This window comes from Vibrio sp. 070316B, assembly GCF_013114115.1.
GTDB lineage: Bacteria > Pseudomonadota > Gammaproteobacteria > Enterobacterales > Vibrionaceae > Vibrio > Vibrio chagasii_B.
Map to the genome: position 1 here is coordinate 40,501 of NZ_VTYC01000023.1, position 25,046 is coordinate 65,546.

The 25,046-nt window shown below is 44.5% G+C and carries 24 protein-coding genes and 1 riboswitch; of the genes, 19 read left to right on the plus strand and 5 right to left on the minus strand.

Going from position 1 to position 25,046, the window contains the following annotated elements; genetic code table 11:
- The first annotated feature begins 349 nt into the window (after nt 1-349).
- The 11 genes from F0251_RS16785 (at nt 350) to thiM (ending at nt 10,489) form a co-directional block, all read left to right on the plus strand.
- Nucleotides 350-1,447, plus strand: coding sequence for a YdcF family protein (locus F0251_RS16785; protein WP_171731427.1), 1,098 nt, complete (start codon nt 350-352; stop codon nt 1,445-1,447).
- A 107-nt stretch (nt 1,448-1,554) separates the two neighbouring features.
- A complete protein-coding gene (locus tag F0251_RS16790; protein WP_004738856.1) occupies nt 1,555-1,806 on the plus strand; it encodes a DUF2999 family protein in 252 nt (83 codons plus the stop codon).
- 411 nt (nt 1,807-2,217) lie between these two features.
- Complete coding sequence (locus F0251_RS16795; RefSeq protein WP_171731428.1) at nt 2,218-3,246, plus strand: DUF4382 domain-containing protein; 1,029 nt, start codon at nt 2,218-2,220, stop codon at nt 3,244-3,246.
- Nucleotides 3,247-3,419: 173 nt separating this feature from the next.
- Nucleotides 3,420-4,160: an AraC family transcriptional regulator gene (locus F0251_RS16800; RefSeq protein ID WP_171731429.1), complete on the plus strand. Its 741-nt coding sequence runs from the start codon at nt 3,420-3,422 to the stop codon at nt 4,158-4,160.
- Between the two features lie 77 nt (nt 4,161-4,237).
- The gene (locus F0251_RS16805; protein ID WP_171731430.1) at nt 4,238-5,155 is read left to right on the plus strand and encodes a DMT family transporter; all 918 of its coding nucleotides are present in this window, start codon (nt 4,238-4,240) and stop codon (nt 5,153-5,155) included.
- Nucleotides 5,156-5,252: 97 nt separating this feature from the next.
- Nucleotides 5,253-5,364: riboswitch (TPP riboswitch) on the plus strand.
- A gap of 98 nt (nt 5,365-5,462) precedes the next feature.
- On the plus strand, nt 5,463-6,347 hold the full coding sequence (gene thiD, locus F0251_RS16810) for a bifunctional hydroxymethylpyrimidine kinase/phosphomethylpyrimidine kinase (protein WP_061032303.1): 885 nt from the start codon (nt 5,463-5,465) through the stop codon (nt 6,345-6,347).
- Nucleotides 6,337-7,101 (plus strand): ABC transporter ATP-binding protein, encoded by a 765-nt coding sequence (locus F0251_RS16815; RefSeq protein ID WP_171731431.1) that lies wholly within the window; start codon nt 6,337-6,339, stop codon nt 7,099-7,101. The genes thiD and F0251_RS16815 overlap by 11 nt, the downstream gene beginning before the upstream one ends.
- Nucleotides 7,094-7,909 (plus strand): ABC transporter permease, encoded by an 816-nt coding sequence (locus tag F0251_RS16820; RefSeq protein WP_171731432.1) that lies wholly within the window; start codon nt 7,094-7,096, stop codon nt 7,907-7,909. Before F0251_RS16815 ends, F0251_RS16820 begins: the two co-directional genes overlap by 8 nt.
- Before the next feature lie 120 nt (nt 7,910-8,029).
- Nucleotides 8,030-8,986, plus strand: coding sequence for an ABC transporter substrate-binding protein (locus F0251_RS16825; RefSeq protein ID WP_171731433.1), 957 nt, complete (start codon nt 8,030-8,032; stop codon nt 8,984-8,986).
- Nucleotides 8,987-8,994: 8 nt separating this feature from the next.
- Nucleotides 8,995-9,675 carry a thiaminase II gene (gene tenA, locus F0251_RS16830; protein ID WP_004738867.1) on the plus strand — a complete coding sequence of 227 codons (681 nt, stop codon included), beginning with the start codon at nt 8,995-8,997 and terminating at the stop codon, nt 9,673-9,675.
- 28 nt (nt 9,676-9,703) lie between these two features.
- Nucleotides 9,704-10,489 (plus strand): hydroxyethylthiazole kinase, encoded by a 786-nt coding sequence (gene thiM / locus F0251_RS16835; protein ID WP_171731434.1) that lies wholly within the window; start codon nt 9,704-9,706, stop codon nt 10,487-10,489.
- Between the two features lie 123 nt (nt 10,490-10,612).
- On the opposite strand, the gene F0251_RS16840 is transcribed toward thiM, so the two are convergent.
- A complete protein-coding gene (locus F0251_RS16840) occupies nt 10,613-12,556 on the minus strand; it encodes a methyl-accepting chemotaxis protein (protein ID WP_171731435.1) in 1,944 nt (647 codons plus the stop codon).
- Nucleotides 12,557-12,818: 262 nt separating this feature from the next.
- Here F0251_RS16840 and thiE point away from each other — a divergent pair, with 262 nt between their 5' ends.
- Complete coding sequence (thiE, locus tag F0251_RS16845) at nt 12,819-13,436, plus strand: thiamine phosphate synthase (RefSeq protein ID WP_171731436.1); 618 nt, start codon at nt 12,819-12,821, stop codon at nt 13,434-13,436.
- Nucleotides 13,437-13,535: 99 nt separating this feature from the next.
- On the opposite strand, the gene F0251_RS16850 is transcribed toward thiE, so the two are convergent.
- Together F0251_RS16850 and F0251_RS16855 are read right to left on the minus strand one after the other, a co-directional pair.
- The gene (locus F0251_RS16850) at nt 13,536-13,880 is read right to left on the minus strand and encodes a thiamine-phosphate diphosphorylase (RefSeq protein WP_171731445.1); all 345 of its coding nucleotides are present in this window, start codon (nt 13,878-13,880) and stop codon (nt 13,536-13,538) included.
- A gap of 381 nt (nt 13,881-14,261) precedes the next feature.
- A complete protein-coding gene (locus F0251_RS16855; RefSeq protein WP_171731437.1) occupies nt 14,262-15,164 on the minus strand; it encodes a LysR family transcriptional regulator in 903 nt (300 codons plus the stop codon).
- Nucleotides 15,165-15,301: 137 nt separating this feature from the next.
- Between F0251_RS16855 and F0251_RS16860 the strand changes: the two genes are divergently transcribed.
- The 5 genes from F0251_RS16860 to F0251_RS16880 all read left to right on the plus strand — a co-directional run bounded on the left by F0251_RS16860 (nt 15,302) and on the right by F0251_RS16880 (nt 20,751).
- Nucleotides 15,302-15,730 carry a PACE efflux transporter gene (locus tag F0251_RS16860; RefSeq protein WP_061032312.1) on the plus strand — a complete coding sequence of 143 codons (429 nt, stop codon included), beginning with the start codon at nt 15,302-15,304 and terminating at the stop codon, nt 15,728-15,730.
- A 195-nt stretch (nt 15,731-15,925) separates the two neighbouring features.
- Nucleotides 15,926-16,906, plus strand: coding sequence for an AraC family transcriptional regulator (locus F0251_RS16865; RefSeq protein ID WP_105058848.1), 981 nt, complete (start codon nt 15,926-15,928; stop codon nt 16,904-16,906).
- A 351-nt stretch (nt 16,907-17,257) separates the two neighbouring features.
- Nucleotides 17,258-18,634, plus strand: a complete 1,377-nt coding sequence (locus F0251_RS16870; RefSeq protein ID WP_061032313.1) for an amidohydrolase family protein — start codon at nt 17,258-17,260, stop codon at nt 18,632-18,634.
- Nucleotides 18,635-18,720: 86 nt separating this feature from the next.
- Nucleotides 18,721-19,386 carry a DUF3299 domain-containing protein gene (locus F0251_RS16875; RefSeq protein WP_171731438.1) on the plus strand — a complete coding sequence of 222 codons (666 nt, stop codon included), beginning with the start codon at nt 18,721-18,723 and terminating at the stop codon, nt 19,384-19,386.
- A gap of 165 nt (nt 19,387-19,551) precedes the next feature.
- Nucleotides 19,552-20,751, plus strand: a complete 1,200-nt coding sequence (locus F0251_RS16880) for a carbohydrate porin (RefSeq protein ID WP_105058340.1) — start codon at nt 19,552-19,554, stop codon at nt 20,749-20,751.
- A gap of 97 nt (nt 20,752-20,848) precedes the next feature.
- Here the strand turns inward: F0251_RS16880 and F0251_RS16885 are convergent, their stop codons facing one another.
- A complete protein-coding gene (locus F0251_RS16885) occupies nt 20,849-21,316 on the minus strand; it encodes a hypothetical protein (RefSeq protein ID WP_171731439.1) in 468 nt (155 codons plus the stop codon).
- 379 nt (nt 21,317-21,695) lie between these two features.
- On the opposite strand from F0251_RS16885, the gene F0251_RS16890 reads away from it, so the two are divergent.
- Complete coding sequence (locus F0251_RS16890) at nt 21,696-22,700, plus strand: Solitary outer membrane autotransporter beta-barrel domain (RefSeq protein ID WP_105058337.1); 1,005 nt, start codon at nt 21,696-21,698, stop codon at nt 22,698-22,700.
- Nucleotides 22,701-22,818: 118 nt separating this feature from the next.
- Nucleotides 22,819-23,880 carry a sensor domain-containing diguanylate cyclase gene (locus F0251_RS16895; protein WP_171731440.1) on the plus strand — a complete coding sequence of 354 codons (1,062 nt, stop codon included), beginning with the start codon at nt 22,819-22,821 and terminating at the stop codon, nt 23,878-23,880.
- A gap of 82 nt (nt 23,881-23,962) precedes the next feature.
- Here F0251_RS16895 and F0251_RS16900 read toward each other — a convergent pair whose 3' ends face one another.
- Entirely contained in the window at nt 23,963-24,958 is a 996-nt protein-coding gene (locus tag F0251_RS16900) for an AraC family transcriptional regulator (RefSeq protein WP_105058336.1), read from the minus strand.
- Nucleotides 24,959-25,046: the final 88 nt, after the last annotated feature.

Consider the following 25,046-nt stretch of genomic DNA (forward strand, 5'->3'; position numbering starts at 1 on the left):
TATCGTTTAAGATAGGCTATAAGTTGTTGAATAAGTGAGCATTAAAGAGAGGCTTAGACCTATTTCTAATGTGGATTCCGGATCTCTCGCTGATGAATTTTAGAGGGGTTAGAGGGCGTAGAGCTTGCAGTTATATATTTCAAAATAATGAGTAATTTCTTTTCAAAATCAGAGTTTTCTTAATCATTAGACTTACTGAGAGGTTCGAAATCGTGATCTGCTGCCACACCTTATGCAACAAATGAATATTAACCTTAGAGATTCTGGTGTGGTTCACAGTTTTTTAATTTTGGGGACTTACATTGGGGGACAAATCTGATGTGAACACTTATCTACACAGGATACCCTCATGAAAAAGAACATTCTCGCCCTCGCTCTTGGTGGCATGCTGGCCTTTGGCGCAACCCCATTTTCGTTTGCTGCTAACGATGGCGCAGTTCAAGCTTCTGCGGATTACGCGCAGTTAGTAACGAAGCGACAAGTGGTCGACCAATTACTTCTCGATGCGTTGCAAGCGTTTAAGTCTCCGGCAAGAATTTCTCACGCCGGTTTCACGGCAAAAATGCCAAGTAACATGGAAATTGTGACTAACCGATTGTTAGAAGCTTACCAGTTAGAACCTTACCGTACCGACTTGCTGATCTCGGCAGCGAATGCTCAGATCTACAACAAGAACGCAGAGCGCGCGATTGAGCTGTTTGAACAAGCGCTGATGGTTGCACCAGACGATGTTGACCTTCACGCTTACCTTGCGGTTTGGCAGCGTTTTGAAGGCAATGAAATTGAATCCAACAAGCACATGGAGAAGCTAGAAAGCCTGAACAAAGGTAAAGCAGAAGACATCAAACGCATTTTTGCTACGGTCGATCGCGTGCTAGAAACACCGCTTAAAGAATCTGCGGACAAAGGGTTGCTTGATGATCACGGCGCTATCGTTACTCTAGGTTATGCGCTGAATCCAGACGGCTCAATGCATCAGATCTTAATTGAGCGTCTTGAGACGACATTGGCGATGGCTAAAGCGAATCCGGATGCGATGATCGTGTTAACGGGTGGCGTGCCGAAGAACCACAAGACTGAAGGCAAGTTGATGGCGGACTGGCTTATCGATAAAGGGGTAAGCAAAGATCGCATCATTGAAGAAAACTATGCGACGAGCACGGTTGGCAATGCCTTGTTCAGTAGTTATGCGTTAGCTCGCCACAACATTAAACACGCGACGATTATTAGCTCGGCAAGCCACGTTCGCCGTGGTCAAACTCTGTTTGAAGTGGCAAGCTGGCAAACCGGCCCTCAGGGCATTACTTTCGATACGGTTTCTTACCCAGACAAGCCACTCGCAGATCTTAAGAAAGCAAGTGATGGTGAGCTATTAGGTATCTACCGTGATGCCCTTAGAACTTATGGGATGTGGAGCTACCGTTCTTACCCGTTAGAGTCTCGCTAGGTTTCACGTTACTTCACAGTAGGCAAAGTATAAGTTGCTAGTACAATCGAGCACAGCTAGATGGTATGCTGTGCTCCTATTTTATTTAGTGTTTCAAAGGTAAAAAGATGAACCCGATTCTAGCAATGTTGAAAGAGAACAATATTAGCGACGCACAGATCAGCGAGCTATTCCAAACGTTGACTGAAAACCCTCTTGCAGCAATGGCGACGATCAGCCAACTTGGTTTACCACAAGACAAGCTTCAAATGCTTATGGGTCAGGTAATGCAAAACCCTGCGCTAATCAAAGAAGCCGTTGAAGAGCTTGGCTTAGATTTCTCTAAGGTTGAAGCCGCTAAAGAGCAACTTCAAAAATAATCGAGTCTGAATGAGCTAATACCGGTTTAGCTTAATCTGCATTCAATAAAAAGGTCGTTTAAGTTCAGCAATAGCTGCCTTAACGGCCTTTTTTGATCTTGGTGGTAAGTTAGAGCTTTGGTTGAGTTACTTTCAATCATCTTATCTGACGCAATACATACCGACCGTTTCAACATAATTGACAGCAAACTTGCCAAACTAAAAATCATATTGACAAATTACTTACTAAACTTGATTAACCTATGCGCGACTTGATATGTGTACCTTGGTTAACTGTGCATTTGTATAGAGATAGCCCTAATAAAGGGAGTAAATGTTAAGCAATGTACTGGTTACCAATGAGTCACAACAAAAAAGAAAAGGGCAACTGGCTAGGTCCTTTATTGAGCAGTGATTTATAGGAAATGAGTTATGAAGTATTTTAAGGAAACCGCTTTAGCGAGCCTTGTGCTGGCTGGGCTTGTCGGTTGTGGTGGTGACTCTGGGTCATCAAGCAGTAAGACACCCATTACTTTGAGCGTGAGTGATGCGCCTGTCGATGATGTTAAAGATGTGACGGTGACATTCAGTAAGGTCGCTTTACTTCCCCAAGGAGAAGGTTCGCCACTGATTTATGATGTATATAAAACGGACGAAAATGGCGATTATGTTGATGAGAACGGCGATCCTTTGCCAGATGGTGAGGACCCTATTCCATTAAGTGTGAATTTGTTGGATTATCAAGGCAGCGATGCGCTTCCTTTGATTGAAAATGAGGTCATTCCGGTAGGCAGCTATAAGTTGTGTGTGTTCGCAAATGACGGCGATCATCCAACAGATCCATCTTACGTGATAGAAAACGATGATACGACCCATGAGTTAACGGTGAAAGGTGAAGGTGCGTGTCCGCAAGGTGTGGGTAAAGAAGATAACGCTGGCGTGCTTTACTTTAATGATTCGTTTAATGTGAACCAACAGAGTAACGATTTTGTTGTCGAGTTCGATCTTCGACGCGGCCTAAAGAACAGTTCGACTTTCCCTGATTACACTATTCAAAGAACGTCTGTAAGCCTTATCAATACGGTTGAGACAGGAAACATTGAAGGTACTGTTGCAACCACAACTTTCGAAGCTTGTAATCCTACAGACGATAGCACGTTCGTTCAGTCGGTTTATCTGTATGAAGGCAACGTCGATAAAGCTGACATGGCTCCGATTGGCAGCAGTGATGAAGTGAAACCGATCACTTCAGCGTCAGTGGCAATGAATGAAGCACAGACTAACTATGAGTTCTCTCTGGGCTTCATTGATCCAGGTACTTACTCATTGGGCTATACCTGTACTGCGCAGTTCGACAGTGATGAAGACAATGCTGATCCGGTTGCTGATGGTTTTGAAATCTATGATGTTCAAAACAGTGTTCAGGTAGCGGTTGGTCAGGATAGCCAAGTGTCATTCTAGCCTTGAGGTGAATGACGATTTTTAATAAAAACGGCCTCTTATTTGGAGGCCGTTTTTGATCATGTCACCTAGCGAGCATGAATTTGATGCGCATTGAGTGTGACTCTAGGGAAGTGATAATGTAACGTTGTATCTCTTACTTTAACCTAGCGAAATGTACTCTGGCGTTGCTCATGAAATCTAGCTTAAGCATTCGATCTTACACCAAGCAATTTAATACCCATGCTCATGATGATCATCATCAATTGGTGTTGCCGATCCAAGGCAGTATCAATATCGAGATGGTGGGGTATGTAGGCAAGGTGGCTGTGGGCGAATGTGTGGTGATTCCGGTAACCACAGCGCATGCGTTTAAGGCGGATGAAGCAGCACGGTTTATTGTTGCGGATATGATGGAGTTACCGCAGCACTTGTTAGAGCATGAGCTCTCGGTGTTTACTATCACGCCACCTTTAATGAGCTTCTTGCTGTTCGTTGAAAAGCAGTTGGAATATCAAGTCGATAGTGGCATTGAATCATCCATCTTGGATGTGTTTTCACTGTTGTTAGAGCAACAACAAGTGAGTAAAAACATCGACCCTCGTATTCGAGCTGTCCAAAGGCTCATTGCGGATAATTACGCCCTGCCTCTCTCTATTTCTCAACTTGCAAAAACGGCTTGCTTGAGTCCCACTCAATTCAAGAAGCGCTTTAAAGAGTGTATTGGAATCAGTGCGCTTAAGTACATCACTCGCTATCGTATGGAGAAAGCACAAGCCTTGCTAAGCCATACCGATTTACCGGTTCAATTGGTCGCAGAGAATGTGGGTTATAGCGACCTGTCTGCATTCAGTCGACGCTTCTCTCGGCACTTTGGCATGTCTCCAAGGGCGTTTTTAGGTTCGATGAAAGAGAGTCTTCCAAAACAAGAATAGCGTCCTTTTAGCAAACTAAATCTAGCATATGTTCACTATTATCTATTTCAGAAATGAAAATAGACTAGGTAATAGCAATGAATCTTGCCATCAATCGCGTTAGCGAATTCCAAACGGGCACTTTAGCCATCGTGTTTGCTTCTGTTTTATGGGGTACGACAGGTACAGCCGCAAGCTTTGCGCCTGATCTCAGCCCGCTAGCGATTGGCGCGTTTTCAATGGGTGTTGGTGGCTTAATGCAATCGTGCTTGGCGTATCGAAAGATCTTATCTTCACTTGATAAGCTTTTGCTCAACAAAAAGCTGTTAGCTGCGAGTGCATTGGCTTTGGCGATTTATCCTTTGGCTTTCTATTCTTCGATGAAATTATCGGGTGTCGCGATGGGAACGGTGGTGTCGATAGCTACTGCTCCGTTCTTTTCTGCACTTTTAGAGTGTCTTATTAGCAAAGATAATAATATTAATAAACGTTGGCTAACGAGCTTTGCCATTGGCGTGGTTGGCATTGGATTATTGGTATTTTCTGAGTCGTCAGTGGGGAGCGAACCTAATGATGACCTGAAGCTTTTAGGTATTGGTTTAGGTTTGGTTGCTGGTCTCTGTTATGCCATTTATTCGTGGGCGACAAAAGCTCTGATAGACCAGGGCATCAAGTCGCAAGCGGCGATGGGCAGCATATTTGGTTTAGGTGCAATGTTGTTATTACCAACGCTGTGGTTCACTGGTGACAATCTATTCGCTTCAAGTACTAATATATTCGTGGTGAGTTACTTGGTGTTACTTCCTCAATGTTTGGGTTATATCGCATTCAGTTTCGGGTTACGACATGTCACCGCAAGTAGTGCGAATTTGATTACTTTGCTTGAGCCAGTGGTTGCCGCCGTATTGGCTGTTTGGATTGTGGGGGAGCGTATACCTTTGGTCGGTTGGATAGGTATATTGTTGATTGTCATGTGTTTATTTATTCAATCACAACCAAATAACCAGCGAAACTAAGTGCTTGTTAACAAAGTTAAATTGAATTTTATTCATGCTTGTATCTTATAAATGAATAAAATGAGTATCTCAGTTGCGAGAGTGCTGTTACTATCGTTATCAATAGTCGGGGGGCATCTACCTTAATTGGTATTTGCTGAGATCGTTATTCGAGACCCGTTGAACCTGATTCAGTTAACACTGGCGTAGGGAACTATGATGACTTTGTCTATGTGGTCCAACAATGATCTCTCATTGGTTTCATTTCCACACTCTCTTTACGGCCAAAGTTCGGTTCTCTTACGTCTTTTAGATAGTAGGAGCGACCATGACGCAGCATTCCAACACTCAAGCGCCACTCAAGAATACTCAAACACCACACAACCAATCTTCGGTGGTCAATACTCCGATTGTTTTAACCATAGCAGGCTCTGACAGTGGCGGCGGCGCTGGTATTCAAGCGGATATTAAAGCCATGTCTGCAACGGGTAGCTTCGCTTGTTCTGTGATTACTGCCATTACCTCTCAGAATACCCAAGGCGTGTCAGCCATTTTTCCAATCCCACTTGAGCATGTTGCCAGCCAATTAGATGCGGTGTTCACCGATCTGAACATAGTGGCAGTAAAAGTTGGTATGTTGGCGGATTCGCAAATCATCGAAGTCGTTGCAGACAAAATAAAACAATACCAGCCAAAACACTTAGTGATTGATCCTGTAATGGTCGCGACAAGTGGCGACCTTCTTCTAGAAAACTCAGCTATCACCACGCTAAAACAAGAGCTGATTCCGCTTGCCGATATCATTACCCCTAACTTGCCGGAAGGCGCAGCACTTACAGGCAAAGCCGTGCCTGAAAGCGAAGCTGAAATGCAGGACATGATTGAAGACCTGCGTGCTTTAGGTGCTAAAGCAGTCCTGCTAAAAGGCGGTCACTTGGAGAAAGATGAAAACAGTAACGATTTACTGATTCTGCCAACCACATCTGCTTTGATTAGCGCGAAGCGTTTCCCGACCAAAAACACCCATGGCACGGGTTGTACGCTATCTTCTGCAATCGCTTCTTTCTTAGCTCAAGGTAATACGCTTCCAGAGGCTGTCGACCTAGGTAAACAATACATTTCACGCGCTATTGCACATGCTGACGAATTGAAAGTCGGTCAAGGTCATGGCCCGGTAAATCACTTTTTCGCTGGGCACGGTAATGTCCGTTAATACGGTTGGTGTTCAACTTAGCAATGCGACGCTGCGTTACCGAGATAGCGAGCGCGCGACCCTGTCGGGACTGTCACTTAATCTAAGCGCGGGTAAGTGGACAGTGCTGCTTGGGCGAAGTGGTTGTGGGAAAACGACGGTATTGCGTTATTTGGCAGGTTTGTTGGGCGACAAGGTGGAGTGGCAGGGCACATTGGTAACGTCTGATGAACTGCCTTTAACCGATCGTATCGCTTACATGGCACAGCAAGATTTGTTACTGCCATGGTTGTCGGTTATCGACAATGTATGCCTGAGCCATCGCTTCCAGAACACCACGAACAAGCATCAAAACGCAGAGCAAAAGAACCAAGCATTGGAGTTACTCGCTTCGGTTAGTTTGGCTGATTACGCGGATACTATGCCGGATCAGTTGTCTGGTGGTATGCGCCAACGTGTTGCTTTGGCTCGAACCTTAATGCAAGACAAGCCAGTCGTGCTGATGGACGAACCATTCTCTGCGTTGGATGCGGTAACAAGACACAAGTTACAGAGCTTAGCGTGTGAACTGTTAAGAGATAAAACCGTTGTGTTGATTACTCATGATCCACAAGAAGCGGTTCGTTTGGCGGATAACTTGTATGTGCTGCAAGGCTCGCCTGCGAGTGCTCACTCTTTACCTGTGCCTCACACCTCAACGCCACGAGTGCTCGATGGTGAGTGTGCCGAGTTGCAACAAGCCATCTTAGAGCAGTTGGAGCGTGATTATGACTGATTTAACGCGAACTGAAGCTGCCACTCAGCCAACGAACGTACAGACTAGCACTGAGCGTTCAAGTCAGATGAATCCTGTCACGCGTTTGCTAATTAGCAGTGTTGTGATTCTCGGCTTATGGCAGCTTGTGGTCGTGGTTTTCCAAATGCCAAGCTTTATTCTGCCAGCTCCTGCTGAAGTTTTCCACAAGCTAATTGAACGCTATGACGTGTTGCTCAAACACACTTGGGTAACTGCACAAGAAATCTTGCTAGGGCTATTACTAGGTCTGACGATGGGGCTGTTTTTCGCTCTGCAGATGTTGATGTTTGACCCATTGAAACGCTGGCTGTTGCCGATCTTGATTGCTAGCCAAGCGATTCCTGTATTTGCGATCGCGCCAGTACTGATGCTGTGGCTTGGCTATGGCATCGCCTCAAAGGTAGTGATGGCAGCAATCACTATCTTCTTCCCTGTAACTACCTGTTGCTATGACGGCCTGCGTAATACACCTGCAGGTTACCTTGACCTCACCAAGACGATGGGCGCATCGAAATGGCAACTGCTACGCCACATTCAACTTCCTGCTGCACTGCCAACATTGGCGTCAGGCATTCGTGTCGCAGTGGTTATTGCACCAATTGGCGCGGTTGTTGGTGAGTGGGTGGGTTCGAGTGAAGGGCTAGGCTACCTAATGCTGCAAGCCAATGCACGAATGATCATTGATGAGATGTTTGCTGCCTTGTTTATCTTGGCGGTGCTCTCTATCTCGCTCTACTTCGTTACAGATAAACTACTCAAAAAAGCTATCCCTTGGGAGAGCCAGTGATGGCTAGCTCAATAACTCTTTGTTTAATAAAGCTTTGCTCAAGGCTATTTATCTAAACAACACCTCGTTAGAAATTAGATCGACAAACACAATAATAATATTCAAAAGGAAAGGTTAACTATGAAAAATACCAAATTGGTAGGTGCAGTGGCACTGCTTGCTTCGCTAGTTTCAGGTCATGCATTAGCGGATTCGGAACAAAAGAAACTGACACTGATGTTGGATTGGTTTGTAAACCCGAACCACGGCCCAATTGTGATTGCTCAAGAGCGTGGTTACTTTGCTGACCAAGGCCTAGAGGTTGAAATCCAAGAACCAGCCGATCCAAGCACGCCAGCAAAACTCGTTGCGGCGGGTAAAGTCGATTTAGCTGTCACTTACCAACCAAGTTTAACTATGGATGTGGCGGCAGGGCTGCCTTTGGTTCGTGCATCAACCCTTATTGCGACACCACTGAACACACTGATGGTGCTGGATAACGGCAAGAACGATTCGCTAGCGGATCTAAAAGGTAAGAAGATCGGTATCGCGATTGCGGGCAACGAAGAAGCAACGATCGGCACCATGCTAGCGCAAGAAAATGTTGAATTTACCGACGTGCAAACCATCAATGTCGGTTGGGCACTGTCGTCTTCACTGGCATCGGGCAAGGTAGATGCAATTTGGGGTGGCTTACGTAACTTCGAAACGAATCAGCTAGCCCTTGAAGGCTTTAAAGCCAAAGCGTTCTTCCCAGAAGAACACGGTGTGCCAGCTTACGATGAGCTGATCTTTGTGGCAAACGCAAAGAAACACGACGACGAAGCAATCAAAGCATTCAACAAAGCACTTGAGCAAGCAACGACTTACATTGTGAACCACCCACAAGATTCATGGAGTGAGTTTGTGGCGTATTCACCAGATACGTTGAACAACGAACTTAACCAACGCGCGTGGAACGACACACTGACTCGTTTTGCACTTCGCCCTTCTGCAGTAGATATGAAGCGTTACGATGATTACGCGCAGTTCATGTTCGACAAAGGCATTATCAAATCACTACCAAAAGCCGCTGATTACGTACCGACTTTTGACTAAGGAATCTCATGAAATACCAAGACTTAATCCAAGCCTGTCAGCAAGATTGGCAAGACTACACCGAGCATGATTTTGTTAAAACGCTGGCAAACGGCACTCTTGCTCAGCCGTGTTTTCTGCATTACTTGAAGCAAGATTTTCTGTTTTTGAAGCAGTATGCTCGCGCTTATGCATTGGCCATTTACAAGGCGAAAACCTTGGCTGATATGCGTCGTGCACTGCCAAGTGTTCATGCGCTGTTAGATTCTGAAATTTCACACCACGTGACTTACTGTGGTCAGTGGGGATTAACGGAATCTGATTTAGAAAACGAACCTGAAGATTTCGGTACTGTGGCTTACACGCGCTACGTTTTGGATGCAGGTATGACGGGTGATCTTGTCGACTTATATGCGGCGCTGGCTCCGTGCTCAATTGGTTATGCCGTGATTGGTAAAGCGCTGTTAGAAAGCACTGATACTGTGTTAGAAGGCAACCCATACGCGAGTTGGTTACAGCTTTACGGCGGAGAAGAGTTCCAGTCTGGCGTGGCAACGGGTGCTGAGTATTTCAATCAGCTACTGGCTGAAATTGATATTAACAGCGAGCGCGGTCAGAACATCGTTCATATCTTCAAAACCGCAACACGTATGGAAGTGGCTTTCTGGCAGCAAGGTCTAAATGCACTGAATGACTCAACAACGGCTTAAAGCAACTTTGACGAATAAGGATTACCCCATGCTAACTGAACAAATTATCCAATCGTTGCGCGCAGTACGAGAACAAAAACCACTGGTTGTGAACATCACCAACTATGTAGTGATGAACAACACGGCCAATGCGTTATTGGCGATTGGCGCTTCGCCTATCATGGCGCACTCACAGCAAGAGCTGGCAGAGATGATGTCTTTCTCTGGTGCTCTGGTTATTAACATCGGCACGTTAGACAGTGTTTGGACGCCAAGAATGCGTTTCGCGGTTGAACAAGCGAATGCGAACAACAAGGTGGTGGTTCTTGACCCTGTAGGTTGTGGCGCAAGCACACTGCGTACCGAGACCTCTCGTGAAATCGCACGTTTAGCAGATAAGTTGATCATTCGTGGTAACGCGTCTGAGATTATCGCACTAGCGGGCGATCAAGCACAGAGCAAAGGTGTGGATGCGCTTGATAGCAGTGATGCTGCGTTAGGTGCTGCACAGTGCTTAGTGGCTGAATACGGTGCAAATGTGGTGATATCTGGTAAGACAGATTACGTTGTCACCAAAGACAGCGTGGTGACGTTAAACAATGGGCATCAAATGATGCCGTATGTCACTGGCATGGGTTGTACCTTAACCGCATTGACAGGCGCATTTGCTGCAGTTGGTGATGATAGTGGTTTAGCTGCAGCAGCGGTATTAGGCGTGGTTGGTGAAATTGCTGCTGAGAACTCTCGCGGCCCAGGTAGCTTGCAAATGAATTTGCTTGATGAGCTGTATCAGTTAGACGAAGAGACTCTGATTCAACGTTTGAAGATTCAGTAGGGCTAATCTAACTCTAAGGCACAAGTTAGAGTTAGATTAACTTAAAAAAGCCCCCAACACTTATGTGTAGGGGGCTTTTTATTATTGGTTTGGAACTGTGTCAGCTGTGTATAGATTAGCTGGCTAGGTTCTAAATCGGTTCACTTGGCTCTCTAGGTGATGAGCAACCTCGGTTAAGTCGCTCGCTGCACCTGAAATCCTGCTTACCGACTCTTGGTTGCTTTGCGCGATGGTGTTTGCACCTTGCGCGTTTTCACCCAGTGATTTGGTAAGACGATCCTGCTCATCAACCGACACCGCGATTTGGCTGTTGGCTTGGTTCAGATCTTGGATGTGTTGATTAATCACATGTAAGTTCTGAGAAGCTTGCTGTGCTTGAGTTGAAGCATCTGAAACCGTGCTGTGGCTCTCTTTAATTGACTCTAACGCATCTTTAGCACCACGTTGTAGTGAGGTGATGAGCTCATCAATCTGGCTAGCAGAGTCTTGGGTGCGTTTAGCGAGAGTCCTTACTTCATCGGCTACGACGGCAAATCCACGACCTTGTTCGCCTGCTCGAGCGGCTTCAATTGCGGCATTCAGCGCGAGAAGGTTGGTCTGCTCAGATACACCTTTGATTACTTCCAGTATTGCGCCAATGTTCATCGATTCTTTGTGCAGGTCGGTCACTTTCTGGCTGCTCACCTGCATGCTTTCATCGGCGCTGCCAATTTCATGTAGTGTTTTGTCTACTTCTTTCAGACCCATCGCGACATTCTCAGTCGCTTGGTTAGCAACTTGAGAAGCGTGGTTAGCACTTGAAGCAATTTCAGATGTACTTGAAGCCAGTTGGTCAACCGCGGTAGAGATGTTCATCATTTCGCTGTTCAACTGTGTTGCGTTGGTCGAGCTGTTATTGGTTACTTGATTGAGTGATTCAGACATCTCGCCAATACGCACACTAGAGCGATTCACTTGACCTACAATATCGCGCAGAGATTCAATGGTGATCTCCATGTTAGTCAGCAGTTCACCAATCTCGTTTTTACTCTCAATGTTTACTTCAACATTCAGGTTGCCTTGAGAAAGCTCATTGGTGATTTGCTTAACCTGTGCGATGCCTTTCGTAATTGAGCGAGTGACTAACACAGCGCTTGTCATGCCGATAACTAACGCGACCCCCGTTAGCAAGATGATGATCTGAATTGAACGCGTTTCACTGGCTTGCAGCTCTGGTGTTAGCGCTTGTTTCTGTTGTTCTAGAATGCTCTGAGCATCAGCCACAGCGATCGCCAAGCTATCACCAATCGAGGAAAGGGTAGCGGTTCTTTGAGTGTTCTCCAGCATCTGTTGGTGAACTTGTTCAAAGCCTTTTGCATACGCTTCACGCTGGTTAGAGAAATCTTCAATCAGTTCACTTTGGTAAGGGGAGGATTTCAGAGACTCAATATCACCCTCGATACCTGGTAGAGCGTACTCAAAGATATCTTTACCCGCTTCGTAGGTTTTGAGGTCGTTGTTGTTCGAGTAGCTAATCACCGCGATCTTAGCCGCGAGGAAGTTCTCCATAAGCATACCCGCGTACAAGCTCGCGTTTGGATCGTTGTTATTGTATGACTCATACAACAAGCTCTGCGCGGCTTTTAGCGCGTTAGTCTCTCTTTTTACCATCTCAACATTTACGAGCTGGTCAATCATTAGCTGGCTCTGCTTCATTGAGCCATAAGCAGTATCAAATGCTGCAACACTGTCTTGAACCAGTTGTAAGCTTGATAGGCTGTCAGTGTTAGTGGTGGTTTCGATTAAGTTATTGAGCAGATCATCGATCGCCAATTTGCTTGATTGATAATTCGCTTCATATTGATCATCCAATGACTCTAAGTAACGTTCAGAGGCTAAACGCATCTGAAGAAAGTGCACTTGAATGTTGCCTGACTGAGTCGCCTTGTGGCTGAGTTCGCTGTATTGGCTAAAGCCGTTTGACAAGGTTTGAATGCCTTTGTAACTCACAAGGCCTGAAATGACGAAAAAGAGCAAGCAGATGGCAAACCCCAGCTTGATCTTAAGCGCTATAGAAAGGTGGCGCATAACTATCCCTATATTTACCTGATTCCTTCATTTTGGAGTATTCCATAAAACTGTGTATCGGGCATGCTCAAAGTGAATAGTTTGTGTAATAAGTAACGCTTTAGTTAAAAAGTTCAGATTTTTCGATATGCTTTCAACGAGTTGCGTATTTGAATTGCCCCATCTAATTTATGGATTTAAGTACTAACTCCCATGCATAGGATGTGATTTGTCGGTAAAATGACAGAAAATCAATTTTAGAAATCGACTTCAAAGGTATGCGATGAACCCTTATAAACTATATCTAGTGACTGACGACCAACAAGATTTAGAAACGCTTAAGTTCGTAGTTGAGCAAGCGGTTGCTGGTGGCGTCACTATGGTTCAAGTTAGAGAAAAACATGGGGACGTAAGAGCATTCATTGAGCGTGCAGAAGCCGTTAAATCGGTTTTAGCTGGAACGGGCGTGCCGTTGATCATTAATGATCGAGTCGATGTGGCATTGGCCGTTGATGCCGATGGTTTGCACTTGGGGCAATCGGATATGCCTGCCGTGTTAGCACGCAAGCTGATTGGTGCGGATAAGATTCTTGGGTTATCAATTGAAACTGAACAGCAGCTACAAGAAGCCGATAGCTTGCCGATTGATTACATTGGTCTTAGTGCACTGTTTGCGACACCGACCAAGACAAACCTTAAGAAACACTGGGGTTACGAAGGCATTCAAATGGCGTTAGAAACGACCAAGCTTCCGATTGTTGGGATTGGCGGTATCAACGAGTCGAACATCCCTCAGCTGACTGAAACGGGTATTCACGGCTTAGCGTTAGTATCTGCAATCTGTCACGCCGGAGATCCTAAAAAGGCGACGCAAGACTTGCTAAATCTGATGGGAGAGTGAGTTTGTGGTGGCTAGAAAACAAATGAAGCGAGTCATTTGTTTTCTAGTTAGCGCGTATGAAAGCGCTCAAGGGATCTTCAGCTGAAGATAGAACCTAACTTACTGAATACACAGAGCAATGGTGCCGATGATCATCAGAGCGATGGCTGCGTACCAACCGTATTGCGAGGTTTTATCGGCAACGAAAATCTTGATGTAATTGATTTCTTCATGTGCCATCGCAATAAAGTCGGTGTAGTTAATGGATAACTCACGACTTGTCTCTTTTAAGTCACTTTGTAATTTGTTGAAAGCCTCATCGATGAAGCCTTTTGTTTCCGAAGCTGACGGCGTTGCAGCCATCGTTAGGCTGTTCCAAACCGCCATACGCGATTCATATTCACTTTCACTGACACAATTAAGTACGCGTAAATCATACTCTCGTTTGTTACGCTCTTTACCCATTTTCTCAGGGCAAATGTTTCTTAAAACGTTCACGACAAATTTTCCAAAAGGTTCATTTAGATATAAAAAAGCACTCGAAGAGCACTCATAAACTGGGGCGAATTAAATTCAAAAAGTGATCTATTTGAAGCTGTCATAGGCGATGTTAGCAATGCCCATGCTGGAGATTTGAGGTTAGGTCAGTAGTGTTAAAGAGCGACTTGGATTGATTCGTTAACCATGTATAGGCACGACAACCCCTTTCGGATCGCAGTTTAGTTATGTCACTTTGGGACATCAACTAGGGTGTTTTGTCCAGACGACAAAGATATTTATCGGTGAAATGTGTCGAAATGCGGTAGTGCGGCGAAACGCACTACCGATATTGCAGTGTAGTTTTAGCTAGTTTGCTTGCCATTGATTGTATTGCAAAGAGTAACCTTCCAGCTTCTCAATCAGACTCGTGAGTACCGGGCCATTGATGTGACGGCGTGACACTAGGCACCCTACCGGAGTTATCCAACCACCATGCTCGTGTGCAACAGGCAACGCAACGAGTTTTCCTTTATTTATGCCTTCCATTACCATCATTTCAGGCACATTTGCCCAACCTACGTTTTGTTCTACTAGGTCGATGATGGTTTTGTGAGTGTTGGCATACCAAAGCATGGAGCTGATGCCATAGGTGAACCAAAGCTCACGTTGCTTTGAACTGCGGTGTACACATTGGCGATAGCGTTTTAAGTCTGAATCTTGAACTACAGGCAGCTTGCTGAGCTCATGATCAGCAGAGCTGACGGTTAGGAAGCGTGCTTGGCCCAACAAAAAGAAATCCATATCAACCTTGAGCTCTCCATCTGCATAGATAATGCCGATGTGTGCTTTTCCTTGCCTTACTAAATCCTCTACATCGAAGGTGGATGTCGTAATGATCTCGAAGTGTGTGATTGGAAACTGATCGGCTAGGGAACTGATTATCTTAATGAAATTTTTATCTATGATACTTTCATCGATCGCAATAATAAGCTCATGCTCGTCTTCTTGTGCCAGTGATTCTACTTTTTGGTCGAAGTACTTTTGTTGATCAAGAATCAATTTAGCGACAGGCAATAAAGCTTTACCTGTAGAGGTTAAAACGGGGATGTTCTTCTCTCGATTAAACAGCTCTTGGTCGATGGCAATTTCTAAGTTGGCGATCGACTGACTAACACCGGACTGAGCTCGTTTTAACTTACGCGCTGCCGCAGAAAAAGAGCCACTTTCACACACAGTGACGAAGACTTTTAATTGCTCAAAACTGTACATGTTATCTCTCGCGACTTTGGGATTAGACTGAATTGCTCAGGCTATCACTATTCGTGATGGCTGTTAACTTTCTCTTATTATTTCGGGTGACATAATCCTAGCTAATCCAACACATACTTGATTATTTAGAGGAATGTATGAGTACGTTAGAAAGAGTGTTTCACTCAGTGTTATTCGAAGTTTTGGCCGTAACGCTTTCAATAATCGGCTTAGCAATATTTACCGATCACGATGTGAGTGCCTTATCAGGAACCATGATAGTTGTTGCTACCATCGCGATGGTTTGGAACTACTGCTTTAATCGCATTTTTGATCGCTACTTCACCGGTGAGAAATCAGAGCGTTCATTGAAATTACGAGTGTTTCACGTCGTGTTATTTGAAGCGGGTTTGCTCATTGCAACTATCCCCGTCATGGCTTACTTACTCAATGTAGGAGTTTGGCAGGCATTCTTGATGGATATCGGCGTGACCATTTTTATTACCATTTACGCGTTTCTGTTCAATCTGGTATACGACCATGTTCGAGTTATTTTGGTGCGTAAAGCTCAGCCTCTAACTCAATAAAAGGGTTCGATACTAATACTCACAAGTTACACGTGTCATGGTTACTAACCAGTTGTTTATTGGTGAGTTTAATGAACTGTTCTGGTTAGTAAGCCTATGTGAAGTTGTGTTAAATCTGCTATCTTAAGTAAGGAAACAATTTAAGTTCATGAATGAACAGAATAAGAGGAAAGGATGCCTAATACCCCTCATACAATGGCAGTGGTCGATAAGAAAGAGGTTGAGCTTTTCGCTGAACTACTGAGCCACATCGATGGCGAAATCTACACCTTGTTACGTAGCGCAAAAATCCCCAACGATATTCTTACTAGTAATGATCATTACGATTATCTCCCAGAGACAACTATAAAAAATGTGGTCAAGATTATGGGAGAGTCAGCATCACGAGAAGAGTTTTCGCTGTTTATGTGGAGCTTTTGCAAGCAAACCTATGTGCCTAGGTTTGTGGCAAAACTGAATCAACAGGACTCCCTGAAAAGTGCACTTGACCAATTTAGTGAACAGCTAAAGTTGGTATCCAATGGTGCTCACGTCTATACCAAACACGCAGGTGGTAAGTGGTGGTTTGTTCGTGAGAAGCCATTTACAAACGCTCCTTGGTTTAAGTTTGCTGAACTGTTCTCGGTTATTTTTATTAATGAACTGATTTCAGTGTTAACGCAGGGGCGTTGGAAGCCATCGGAAGTCGGTATTCAGAGTGATGACCTTGAATGCTTCCAATCTTTGCCTCAAATGGGTAGCGCTCAGTTTTTCACACACAGGCCAGTTACGGCTTTTGAAATCCCAGAAGCGATCATGCTTGAGCCAATTATTTTGCCTAAAGCCCCCCCTGTTCTTGAATCCAGTGCTCCTTTGCCTAGCTCTTTCTTAAGTGCTTTTAAACTTGTCATTAAACCGTACCTGACTATGGGAAAACTCCCGATTAGTCTCGCTTCTGAAATCTTAAACATGCATGTCAGGACTATCCAGCGCCGTTTGGAGCAAGAAGGAGTCGTCTACAAAACTCTGATAGAGGAGATGGTATTGGAGCAAGTATTGGAATTGCTTAAGCAGCCAGATTTGTCGATTACACAAGTAGGGGCAAAGATGGGCTATTCCGATTCATCTCACTTCACTCGTGCGTTTAAGCGTCAAATGAACATGACGCCAAGACAGTACCGAAAAGAGCACAGCTAATGTCGGTAAGCAACAGTCTATAAGTAGCAGTACAAAGCTATCAGTAAGAGATCCGGCAATAACAACTCCGAAGTGAAACTCTAGCCAGTGACTAAAAATTCCAGCCTGAACGCAGAATTATTTATTGTCACCAAATGGCCATTTATCAACCTTGAATGCTGGCAACATCACTACTAAGTTATTGAATGTGGATGAGTTGTTTTTGCCTCGATTATTTCACAGAATTTTGATTAGATTTTTGTGAGTGTCATGACCAATAAAAACATCTTTGAAACCTCATAACACTCATTAGTAGTTACGGAATCGTTATGGGAAGTGGACGCCACTAACAAACGGAATCAAGGTGTAAAAATGAAAAATGCAGGCTTAAAGCTCTCTGTTGTTGCTCTTTCGTGCTCATTTGCTCTTTCTGCAAATGCAGCATCAACGCTATTTACTAACGTCGATGTGTTCAATGGTACAGAAAACAAATTGTACGAAGACCATCACGTATTAGTCGAAGACAACCTAATCAAACAAATTTCGGCAAACCCAATTGAAGCCAGTGAAGCTACCGTCATTGAAGGTGAAGGTAAAACGTTAATGCCTGGCTTAATCGATGGCCATGCCCACGTTATGATTAACTATAATTTTGGTGACATCGAATCCAATAAAGATCTCACTGACATCTCTATTCATGCAACGCAAGTGGCTAAGCGCTACTTAGATGATGGTTTTACAACCGTTCGTGATATGGGCGGACCTGCCTTCGGTTTGGCTCGCGAAATTGAGAGTGGCAATGTTGTTGGTCCTCGAATTTATCCGTCTGGTGCATTTATCTCTCAAACATCAGGTCATGGTGATTTCCGAGATAGAAGTGATCCCGGTTTCACGCCTAATTCGGTAGGGGATATTTCTAACTTTGAAAGAATGGGCATTGGCGCTGTAGCCGATGGCGTGCCTGAAGTTCTCAAAGCGACAAGACTGAACTTACGCAATGGTGCGACTCAGATAAAGATCATGGCCGGTGGTGGTGGTTCATCTCGATTTGACCCGATTGATACCACTCAATACTCGGTAGACGAAACCTGTGCCATCGTTGAAGCAGCAAAAGATTGGAACACTTATGTTGCTGCGCATACATTCAATGATCGCTCGGTAAACCGTCTTCTTGATTGTGGTGTAAAAACCTTTGAGCACGGATTCTTTATTAATGACGACACGATGAAGAGAATTGCAAAAGAGGGCGGATATGTTGTTCCACAAATGTGGGGGCTATCGCCAGATCTAGCAAAGAACCCTCTTATGCCTGCAGAAAAACTTCCTATGGTTGCTCAGCTCCAAGAGCAGTACGGTGACTACGGTAAACGCTTACTTGAAAATAACGTGAAGGTTGTTTTTGCATCAGACTATGTAGGTGCAGACTCAGATGCCGAGCGAGCTCGTCGTTACGAAATCTACTGGAGAACGCAAGCGTTTGGTAGCAACTTCGAAGTGCTAAAACAAATGACTTCTACAGCTGGTGAAATGTTAGCAATGTCAGGCCCTAGAGGCACAACCCAAGGCAAGTTAGGTGTTATCGAAAAAGGTGCCGTTGCAGATATCTTATTAGTAGATGGTAACCCATTGGAAGACATAAAGGTATTAGGTGCGACCACCGAGTGGTTTGACGCCGATCCTGAATACAAAACTATCGATACGATTAAATTGGTAATGAAAGATGGCGTTGTATACCGCAATGAAATGTAATCTTTGGCTTGATGTTTAATAGTTAGGTAGGGGAGTGCCTCCTCTACCAAACTTAGCTTAACGATGTTTTTGTGAGGTAAAGTTTCATGGTTATTTTGAAGCCAATTTTTTCGCTGTTTGTATTGTGTTGTTTGTCGTTTCCAGCACTAGCTAACGAAGTGAAGGTTACATACTGGGACGAGCTAGTTCCAAGCATGGAGTTGATAGAAGACCCATTTCAAAAGCTTGATCGGAATCAGATGTTTGATATGGCGACCATTGCTCGCTTTAAAGACGCGCAAACTGAAGACGGTTTTGTCGCAAGTGACGAAGCAAAACAGGAAATAGTGGAAGTAACAGAAAGGCTTAAAAAGCAGGACGTGGATGTTGAAGCGTTGTTTGTTGCTCGTGAGCAGATTATGAAGCAGCGAGAAGCGTTAGGTTCTAAACCAAATAATGAGGTTGTAGGTAGTAAGCATCGAATCCCTGGCTATATCACTCCGATTGAAATGGACGGAACTAAAGTTACTAAGTTCTTCTTAGTGCCTTCTGCCGGAGCTTGTATCCACACGCCACCACCTCCAGCGAATCAATTGGTGCTGATAGATTACCCTCAAGGCATTGAATTAGTGAGCTTAATGACGCCGGTTTGGGTTGAAGGTGAGTTAACTGGGCATCAATCGAAAGAAAATGTGAATTACTCTGACGGCGCAGCCAACGTGCAGTCGGTATATGCAATGAAAGCGGACGGTATAGAACAGTATCAACCTTAAGCTAACGCACCTAGTGCGCTCCAATCTCATGTTGGAAGTATTTAAATCACCCAGTGTCATCAAATGACAATTTTCAATGTGAGTAATAACTAAAATAAAACTAACTTAAAAAGCACTGGTGACATGATGAATTCAAGATTATCTAAAGTAAGTATGGCAATTGTGATGGCGGCTAGCCCAATGAGCGGCGTTGTTTATGGCGCCAACTTTGAGGGCCCTGACTCTGTTGAAAATACAATTGCAGAGCAGAAAGCACAAAAGAAATCTTGGCGAGAGTCATTAGCCGAGGATGGTTTTACCTTTGGTGCCGATTACTTTGCTTTAGGGTTAACCTCTGGGGATGGTGCTGGTGGTGATAGCGTTAATGCCTCATCAGGTGTCGCTCGACTCTATGGTTCATGGCACCTGCTAGGCAAAGATACACAGAACTCAGGTAGCTTGGTGTGGAAGGTCGAGCATAGGCATGCTTATGGCGATACTGCGCCAAAAGACTATTCATTTGGACCTCTTGGTTACGTCGGGGCGATTGGTCCAGCATACAGCGACCAAGGTTTTCGAGTGACAGACTTGAACTGGAAGCAAAAAATAAATGACGGTAAAGGCACTATCGTTGTCGGTTGGCAAGATGTGACGAACTATGCCGATGTCTACGCTCTCGCAAGCCCTTGGTCTGGTTTTACGAACTTAGCATTCTCGACAGGCTCTGGCGCAATGGGTCTACCGGATGATGGTGTATTAGCGCTCTCTGCTGGTCATATGCTGGGTGAGAACTTCTATGTTGTCGGTGGTATTGCTGACGCTAATGGTAAGTCTGATGAGATTTTTGATGGCTTTGACACAGCCTTTGGTAGCGATGCTTCTTACTTTACCACGCTGGAATTAGGTTGGACAGCTTCGCAAGAGCAGATCTATACCGATAACTTTCATGTGACCTTCTGGGACTTCGGTGACGATACGCGTCATAGTAATAGTTTATCTGCGGAAGGTGGCTCAGGCGTTAATTTCTCGTGGAGTCAGTTCACGAGTGACCAAGTGATGCCGTTTGTTCGCGGTGGGTTATCAGAAGGGGATGTAGCCCTTTACGATAAATCGATTTCTGTTGGTATGGGTTACTTTGGATTAGGAAAGCCAACCAACAACTTAGGTGTGGCACTGAACTGGGCAGAAGTGAATGGTGATTCTTTTGCAGCTGATGCCAAAGCAATAAGCGGCAGCACAGAACAATGGACCGCTGAGGTTTACTACAACATGCAGTTTGGTGATCACTTCCAAGTAACACCTGACATTCAGTACATTAAAGATCCAGCGTTCTCCAATGAAAGCAGCGCGTGGGTGTTTGGTATTAGAGCGAGAGTGTTTATCTAATTCCGCTACTTAATTATCTTGTTTAGAACTAAAAAGTGAGCCCATGGTGGCTCACTTTTTTGTTTCTAGTTCGATTAAACCTTATGTAATCGAGTCCTTAGGCTTTTTCAGTCTTCTGCGTATCGTCCAATGCAAAGTAGATCTTAGAAACAATCACTTCGGCAATCAGAATCGTAAATACCACAGCAAAGAAGGCGACCACGCCATTCCAAGGGCCACTGAAATCGACTCTGTCACCAAATAGGATGTTGATCGCTTCTAGCATCACGAACTTTGAACCGACCAGAATGACATAGCTAGACAGCCCCCTGTAAATCTTAGGTGCCGTGCCTGGCTTCGACTTGAAGTAATCCGCGAGCTTATGTTCCAAACCGATAGACAGTTTGAGCAGCAACTGCAGTAAAATTGCGGCAGCAAACGAGATGGTGAATGACTCGATATTGACGAAGTCCCAGTATTCATCAAAAAAATTAAGAACGGTTAAATCGACGAGTATCGCAAGGGTGTATCCGACAAAGAGTCGTTGGGGCGTATTAAATCCATATACTTTTTCAATATTGCTCATCTACTTCTTCCTGAGTAAAGGGTTATAAAAAACTTAGGAGATAAATACAGAATATTCAAACGCTTACTGCTCAGGATGCGAAACAGCTCTTAAAGTGTGCGTGGCGCATTATGGTAAGTATCCCGAGTGGGAATGATTCAATATGAGTTCTCGGATGAGTTTTCGGAGAGTTCTCGACATGAGCCTACGATTTACACAGAGGTAGATATGATTATTCACTTTAGAATCCAAGACGTAGAAGAGCTTTGGGGATCAATAGATTTGGCAACACTCTTACAATTAGAACTGAGAGGGGTATCAAGCACACAATTAACTATCTGATTGAAATAGCAAAATTACCAATTACACTTGAAGCATAAGTTTGAATGGAGTCAACTTAATGCTTTCACCCCAGTCGCTATATCCCCCTTCTATTGCTTTACTCTTAACGGGCCTTATTTCTTGTTCCGCCTATGCATCCAACGAAGCGATTCAACATCGGCTAGAGAAGATCTTCGCCGTTTCTATTGCGCTTACTGACAGCGATGCCGTTTCAATTGGTTTTGTCGATTTTGACCCGAACTCGTTCATCAATCTAAACGACAATGGCTTTGGTTCTGATAAAACTATCGACACCCGGAGCCAAGTTAGCGTTGGTTCTATTCCTTATTCTTCCGTGGTTAAAACCGATGATCCTGACTTAGATTTGATTTGGTCGGTACGAGGGTCTTATGCGCTATCTGAGCAAGATATTGAGATTTCACCTGATGTTACATCGGACCGCAGAGTTAACCCCAATAAAGACTCAGTATTGGGTCTGTATGGCTTTTTCGGCGCTCAAAGCCATTTAAATCAACATTGGTCTATCGCGTATGGTTTGGGCACTCATTTACTCTACTACCGCAATAAATACGAATATAAAAATAGCTACTCTCAAGCCTTTCAATCTCAGCTCGATGGATACGCGTTGAATACTTCTGCATGGGCATTGATTGGCGAGCCGTCGGTCAAACTCAAATACCTACAGAAACAAGAGTGGGGAAGTTGGAATGTTTCATCAAGAGCGCGTTATTTCTATGGAACGGGATGGGGCGAAGCCAATGATGGCGATATCGGCAACCCTGAAGGTTTGAGGTTTATCAATGAGATTGAATTCAGACAGAATGTGGAATTAGATGCTTGGTCTTTAAAGAACCCTCAAATTCATTACAACTTTCGAAGAATCGATGTAGCAGGGGATCTAACAGATCCGCTTGATACGCACTATTACTATGAATTTGGCGCAGGGTTAGTCTTTGATGTGCCTTACGACTCTTACTTCTTTGATAACTTTGGTGTTGGGATCAACTTTAACTACGGCAGTTCATTGAGTGGGGGTAGTTTGCTATTTTTGCTCAATAACTAGCATAAGTCGTAGAGTGCGCGGCTCAGCATCTAATTTGAATTTGTATGTGTCGTAAAATGGTAAATCTTGTTGGTAAAACTTAGTCATCATAGCGCTCTGTCCATCACCCGAGCACATTATGAACAAGTTAAGTTTTGATCGCAGAGCACCGTTTTACGTTGTCTCTGTGCTTGTCTTAAATACGTTAGTTAGCTTGTGGTTGCTGAGCATCGCTTCCACTGCAGCCATGGTTTTTTCCGTGTGCGCGCTATTTCTCTTATGCACATTGAGCACAGCCCGCTTGTATCGACACGAAGTTAATCAAAGCCAGAACAGTCTGTCTGAGGCGATCATTGATGGCGTGGCTGGCTTTATTGTCCTCGATAGTCAATTGAGAATAATTCAGGTTAATCAGCAGTTTTCTCGAGTCTCTGGTTATGCGTTTGACCAGGTCGAAGCTCGCCCCATTTCTGATCTCTGTTTTATGAATAACAGCGGTCTGGTATCGACCATCGCTACTTCCCTTAAACAAAACAAAAGGTGGAAAGGGGAGTTGAGCGGTGTTAGCCGCCTTGGCGAGCATTTCACGGTTAACGTGGTGGTTGAAAAACTCTCGGAACTATTACCACATAACGAAAAGTACGTGGTCACGTTTACCGATATCAGCAAACGAAAGGTTTTAGAGCGTCGTTTAAGAGTGCTGGTGGAAACCGATTCACTAACTGGTTGTTGGAACCGACGCCGTTTCGATAGAGATTTGAACCACTATGCAAATCTCGCGGAGCGTTACGGCTATACACATTCTTGTTTGGCATTGATCGATTTAGATCATTTTAAAGCCATTAATGATAATCATGGTCATGACCAAGGTGACGCGGCACTTAAAGAGGTGGCAGAACTACTGAGAAACAACAGCCGTGAGACTGACATTGTGGCACGAGTGGGTGGTGAAGAGTTTGCCATCCTAATGCCAGAGACCAACCTGGCCGATGCGTTTGAAGCCATGTATCGATTGAAAGAAGTGATTACCAAAGGAACGACCTTGAGCCTAACTGTGAGCAGTGGGGTGTCTGAAATACAGGCTCAAGCTGAAGCGACTTATCGCAGTGCAGATAGGGCGCTTTACCGTGCCAAAGGTAATGGCCGAAACCGAGTATGTAGTTCTAGCTCAGGCTACCCGACACCTATCGTTTTAGGGTAGCTGGATATAGTGTTACCACCATTCTCTTCCCTTTCTGGAGCAACTATCTTCAGGCTGGGAAGAGATTCTGGTAGGAAGGTTTCTAGCCAGAGATTGAGCGTTGATAAATTTTTGGCGTCAGTCCTGAAACGCGCTTAAAAGCACGTGAGAAATGCGAAATGTTGGTGTAACCCAATTGGCTAGAGATGTAGGTCAGGGTGTGGCCCTCTTCCATCAGCTCACAGGCTACGGAAAACATCAGGTTCTCTTTAATTTTTCGATAGGTCGTGTTTTCGTTTTTAAGCTTACGTTGAAAGGTTCTCACTGAGAAATTAAGCAGCTCCGCCGCCTCTTCAAGCGAGAGGTCTTGCTCTTTCATATAGGGTTGGAGCAGTTCATAAACGCTGTCGGTAAAGCTGGTGTGCCATTCAACGATAGCAGGCTTATTACTTAAGTCTTTAGCTGTGAGGCGAATTGGCAGTTGTAGAATCTCATCTGGGATCATCACGGCGGTTGAACTGTGGTCAATAAACAACTGGCAATTGCTCGGAACCAAGGTTTTGACGATATCGGTGTCATGCCCTTGCAAACGTAACTTGGTAGGTTGCCAAGGCGATTGAGATAAAATCGTGATCAGCTCAATGATGTAGGTGATGGCAAACACTTCGCCCCATTGGAACATAGATGAAGGCTCGTCTCGCGATGTTCGGCAAAACCAGCTCTGCCCGTGTTCGACAACGAAATCGACACTGCTGCCTGGAGAGTCATAAGCGAAGATTGTGTTGATGTGTTTTAGTGCGTCGCCAATGGTTTCGAACTCGGTAAATTGATGCAAGACATATGGGATGATTCTTCGTCTGAAAGCAAGACCAAGTACATCCGTAAAGCGGGATACCCCCAATTGTGACGACGTTAGATAAATCAATCGCTTGATCGACTCTGATGGCACAAAGTCACTTTCTGACTCTATCAGGTCCGGCGGCAGCCCTGAGTCTTCGAGTAGCTTGTGTAGATCTAGCCCATGGTCCGTGAATATTTGCACTAAGATCTTGGCGTAACTGGTTTGTATTACTGGTACTTGATAGGGGCTATTGGCCATGATCAATCAATCCTTGTGTATTGATACATAATTGGACGTGCATATCATTTACGACACTTTGTTTAGTAAATCTAACCCTAATTACTTG

Coding starts and splice junctions, on each gene's coding strand:
- F0251_RS16875 (WP_171731438.1), top strand. CDS start 18,721: ATGGTTATTTTGAAGCCAATTTTTTCGCTGTTTGTATTGTGTTGTTTG.
- thiM (WP_171731434.1), top strand. CDS start 9,704: ATGCTAACTGAACAAATTATCCAATCGTTGCGCGCAGTACGAGAACAA.
- F0251_RS16805 (WP_171731430.1), top strand. CDS start 4,238: ATGAATCTTGCCATCAATCGCGTTAGCGAATTCCAAACGGGCACTTTA.
- F0251_RS16860 (WP_061032312.1), top strand. CDS start 15,302: ATGAGTACGTTAGAAAGAGTGTTTCACTCAGTGTTATTCGAAGTTTTG.
- F0251_RS16890 (WP_105058337.1), top strand. CDS start 21,696: ATGCTTTCACCCCAGTCGCTATATCCCCCTTCTATTGCTTTACTCTTA.
- thiE (WP_171731436.1), top strand. CDS start 12,819: ATGAACCCTTATAAACTATATCTAGTGACTGACGACCAACAAGATTTA.
- F0251_RS16870 (WP_061032313.1), top strand. CDS start 17,258: ATGAAAAATGCAGGCTTAAAGCTCTCTGTTGTTGCTCTTTCGTGCTCA.
- F0251_RS16815 (WP_171731431.1), top strand. CDS start 6,337: ATGTCCGTTAATACGGTTGGTGTTCAACTTAGCAATGCGACGCTGCGT.
- F0251_RS16895 (WP_171731440.1), top strand. CDS start 22,819: ATGAACAAGTTAAGTTTTGATCGCAGAGCACCGTTTTACGTTGTCTCT.
- F0251_RS16855 (WP_171731437.1), bottom strand. CDS start 15,164: ATGTACAGTTTTGAGCAATTAAAAGTCTTCGTCACTGTGTGTGAAAGT.
- F0251_RS16840 (WP_171731435.1), bottom strand. CDS start 12,556: ATGCGCCACCTTTCTATAGCGCTTAAGATCAAGCTGGGGTTTGCCATC.
- tenA (WP_004738867.1), top strand. CDS start 8,995: ATGAAATACCAAGACTTAATCCAAGCCTGTCAGCAAGATTGGCAAGAC.
- F0251_RS16785 (WP_171731427.1), top strand. CDS start 350: ATGAAAAAGAACATTCTCGCCCTCGCTCTTGGTGGCATGCTGGCCTTT.
- F0251_RS16820 (WP_171731432.1), top strand. CDS start 7,094: ATGACTGATTTAACGCGAACTGAAGCTGCCACTCAGCCAACGAACGTA.
- F0251_RS16900 (WP_105058336.1), bottom strand. CDS start 24,958: ATGGCCAATAGCCCCTATCAAGTACCAGTAATACAAACCAGTTACGCC.
- F0251_RS16800 (WP_171731429.1), top strand. CDS start 3,420: ATGAAATCTAGCTTAAGCATTCGATCTTACACCAAGCAATTTAATACC.
- F0251_RS16865 (WP_105058848.1), top strand. CDS start 15,926: ATGGCAGTGGTCGATAAGAAAGAGGTTGAGCTTTTCGCTGAACTACTG.
- thiD (WP_061032303.1), top strand. CDS start 5,463: ATGACGCAGCATTCCAACACTCAAGCGCCACTCAAGAATACTCAAACA.
- F0251_RS16885 (WP_171731439.1), bottom strand. CDS start 21,316: ATGAGCAATATTGAAAAAGTATATGGATTTAATACGCCCCAACGACTC.
- F0251_RS16825 (WP_171731433.1), top strand. CDS start 8,030: ATGAAAAATACCAAATTGGTAGGTGCAGTGGCACTGCTTGCTTCGCTA.
- F0251_RS16795 (WP_171731428.1), top strand. CDS start 2,218: ATGAAGTATTTTAAGGAAACCGCTTTAGCGAGCCTTGTGCTGGCTGGG.
- F0251_RS16880 (WP_105058340.1), top strand. CDS start 19,552: ATGGCGGCTAGCCCAATGAGCGGCGTTGTTTATGGCGCCAACTTTGAG.
- F0251_RS16790 (WP_004738856.1), top strand. CDS start 1,555: ATGAACCCGATTCTAGCAATGTTGAAAGAGAACAATATTAGCGACGCA.
- F0251_RS16850 (WP_171731445.1), bottom strand. CDS start 13,880: ATGGGTAAAGAGCGTAACAAACGAGAGTATGATTTACGCGTACTTAAT.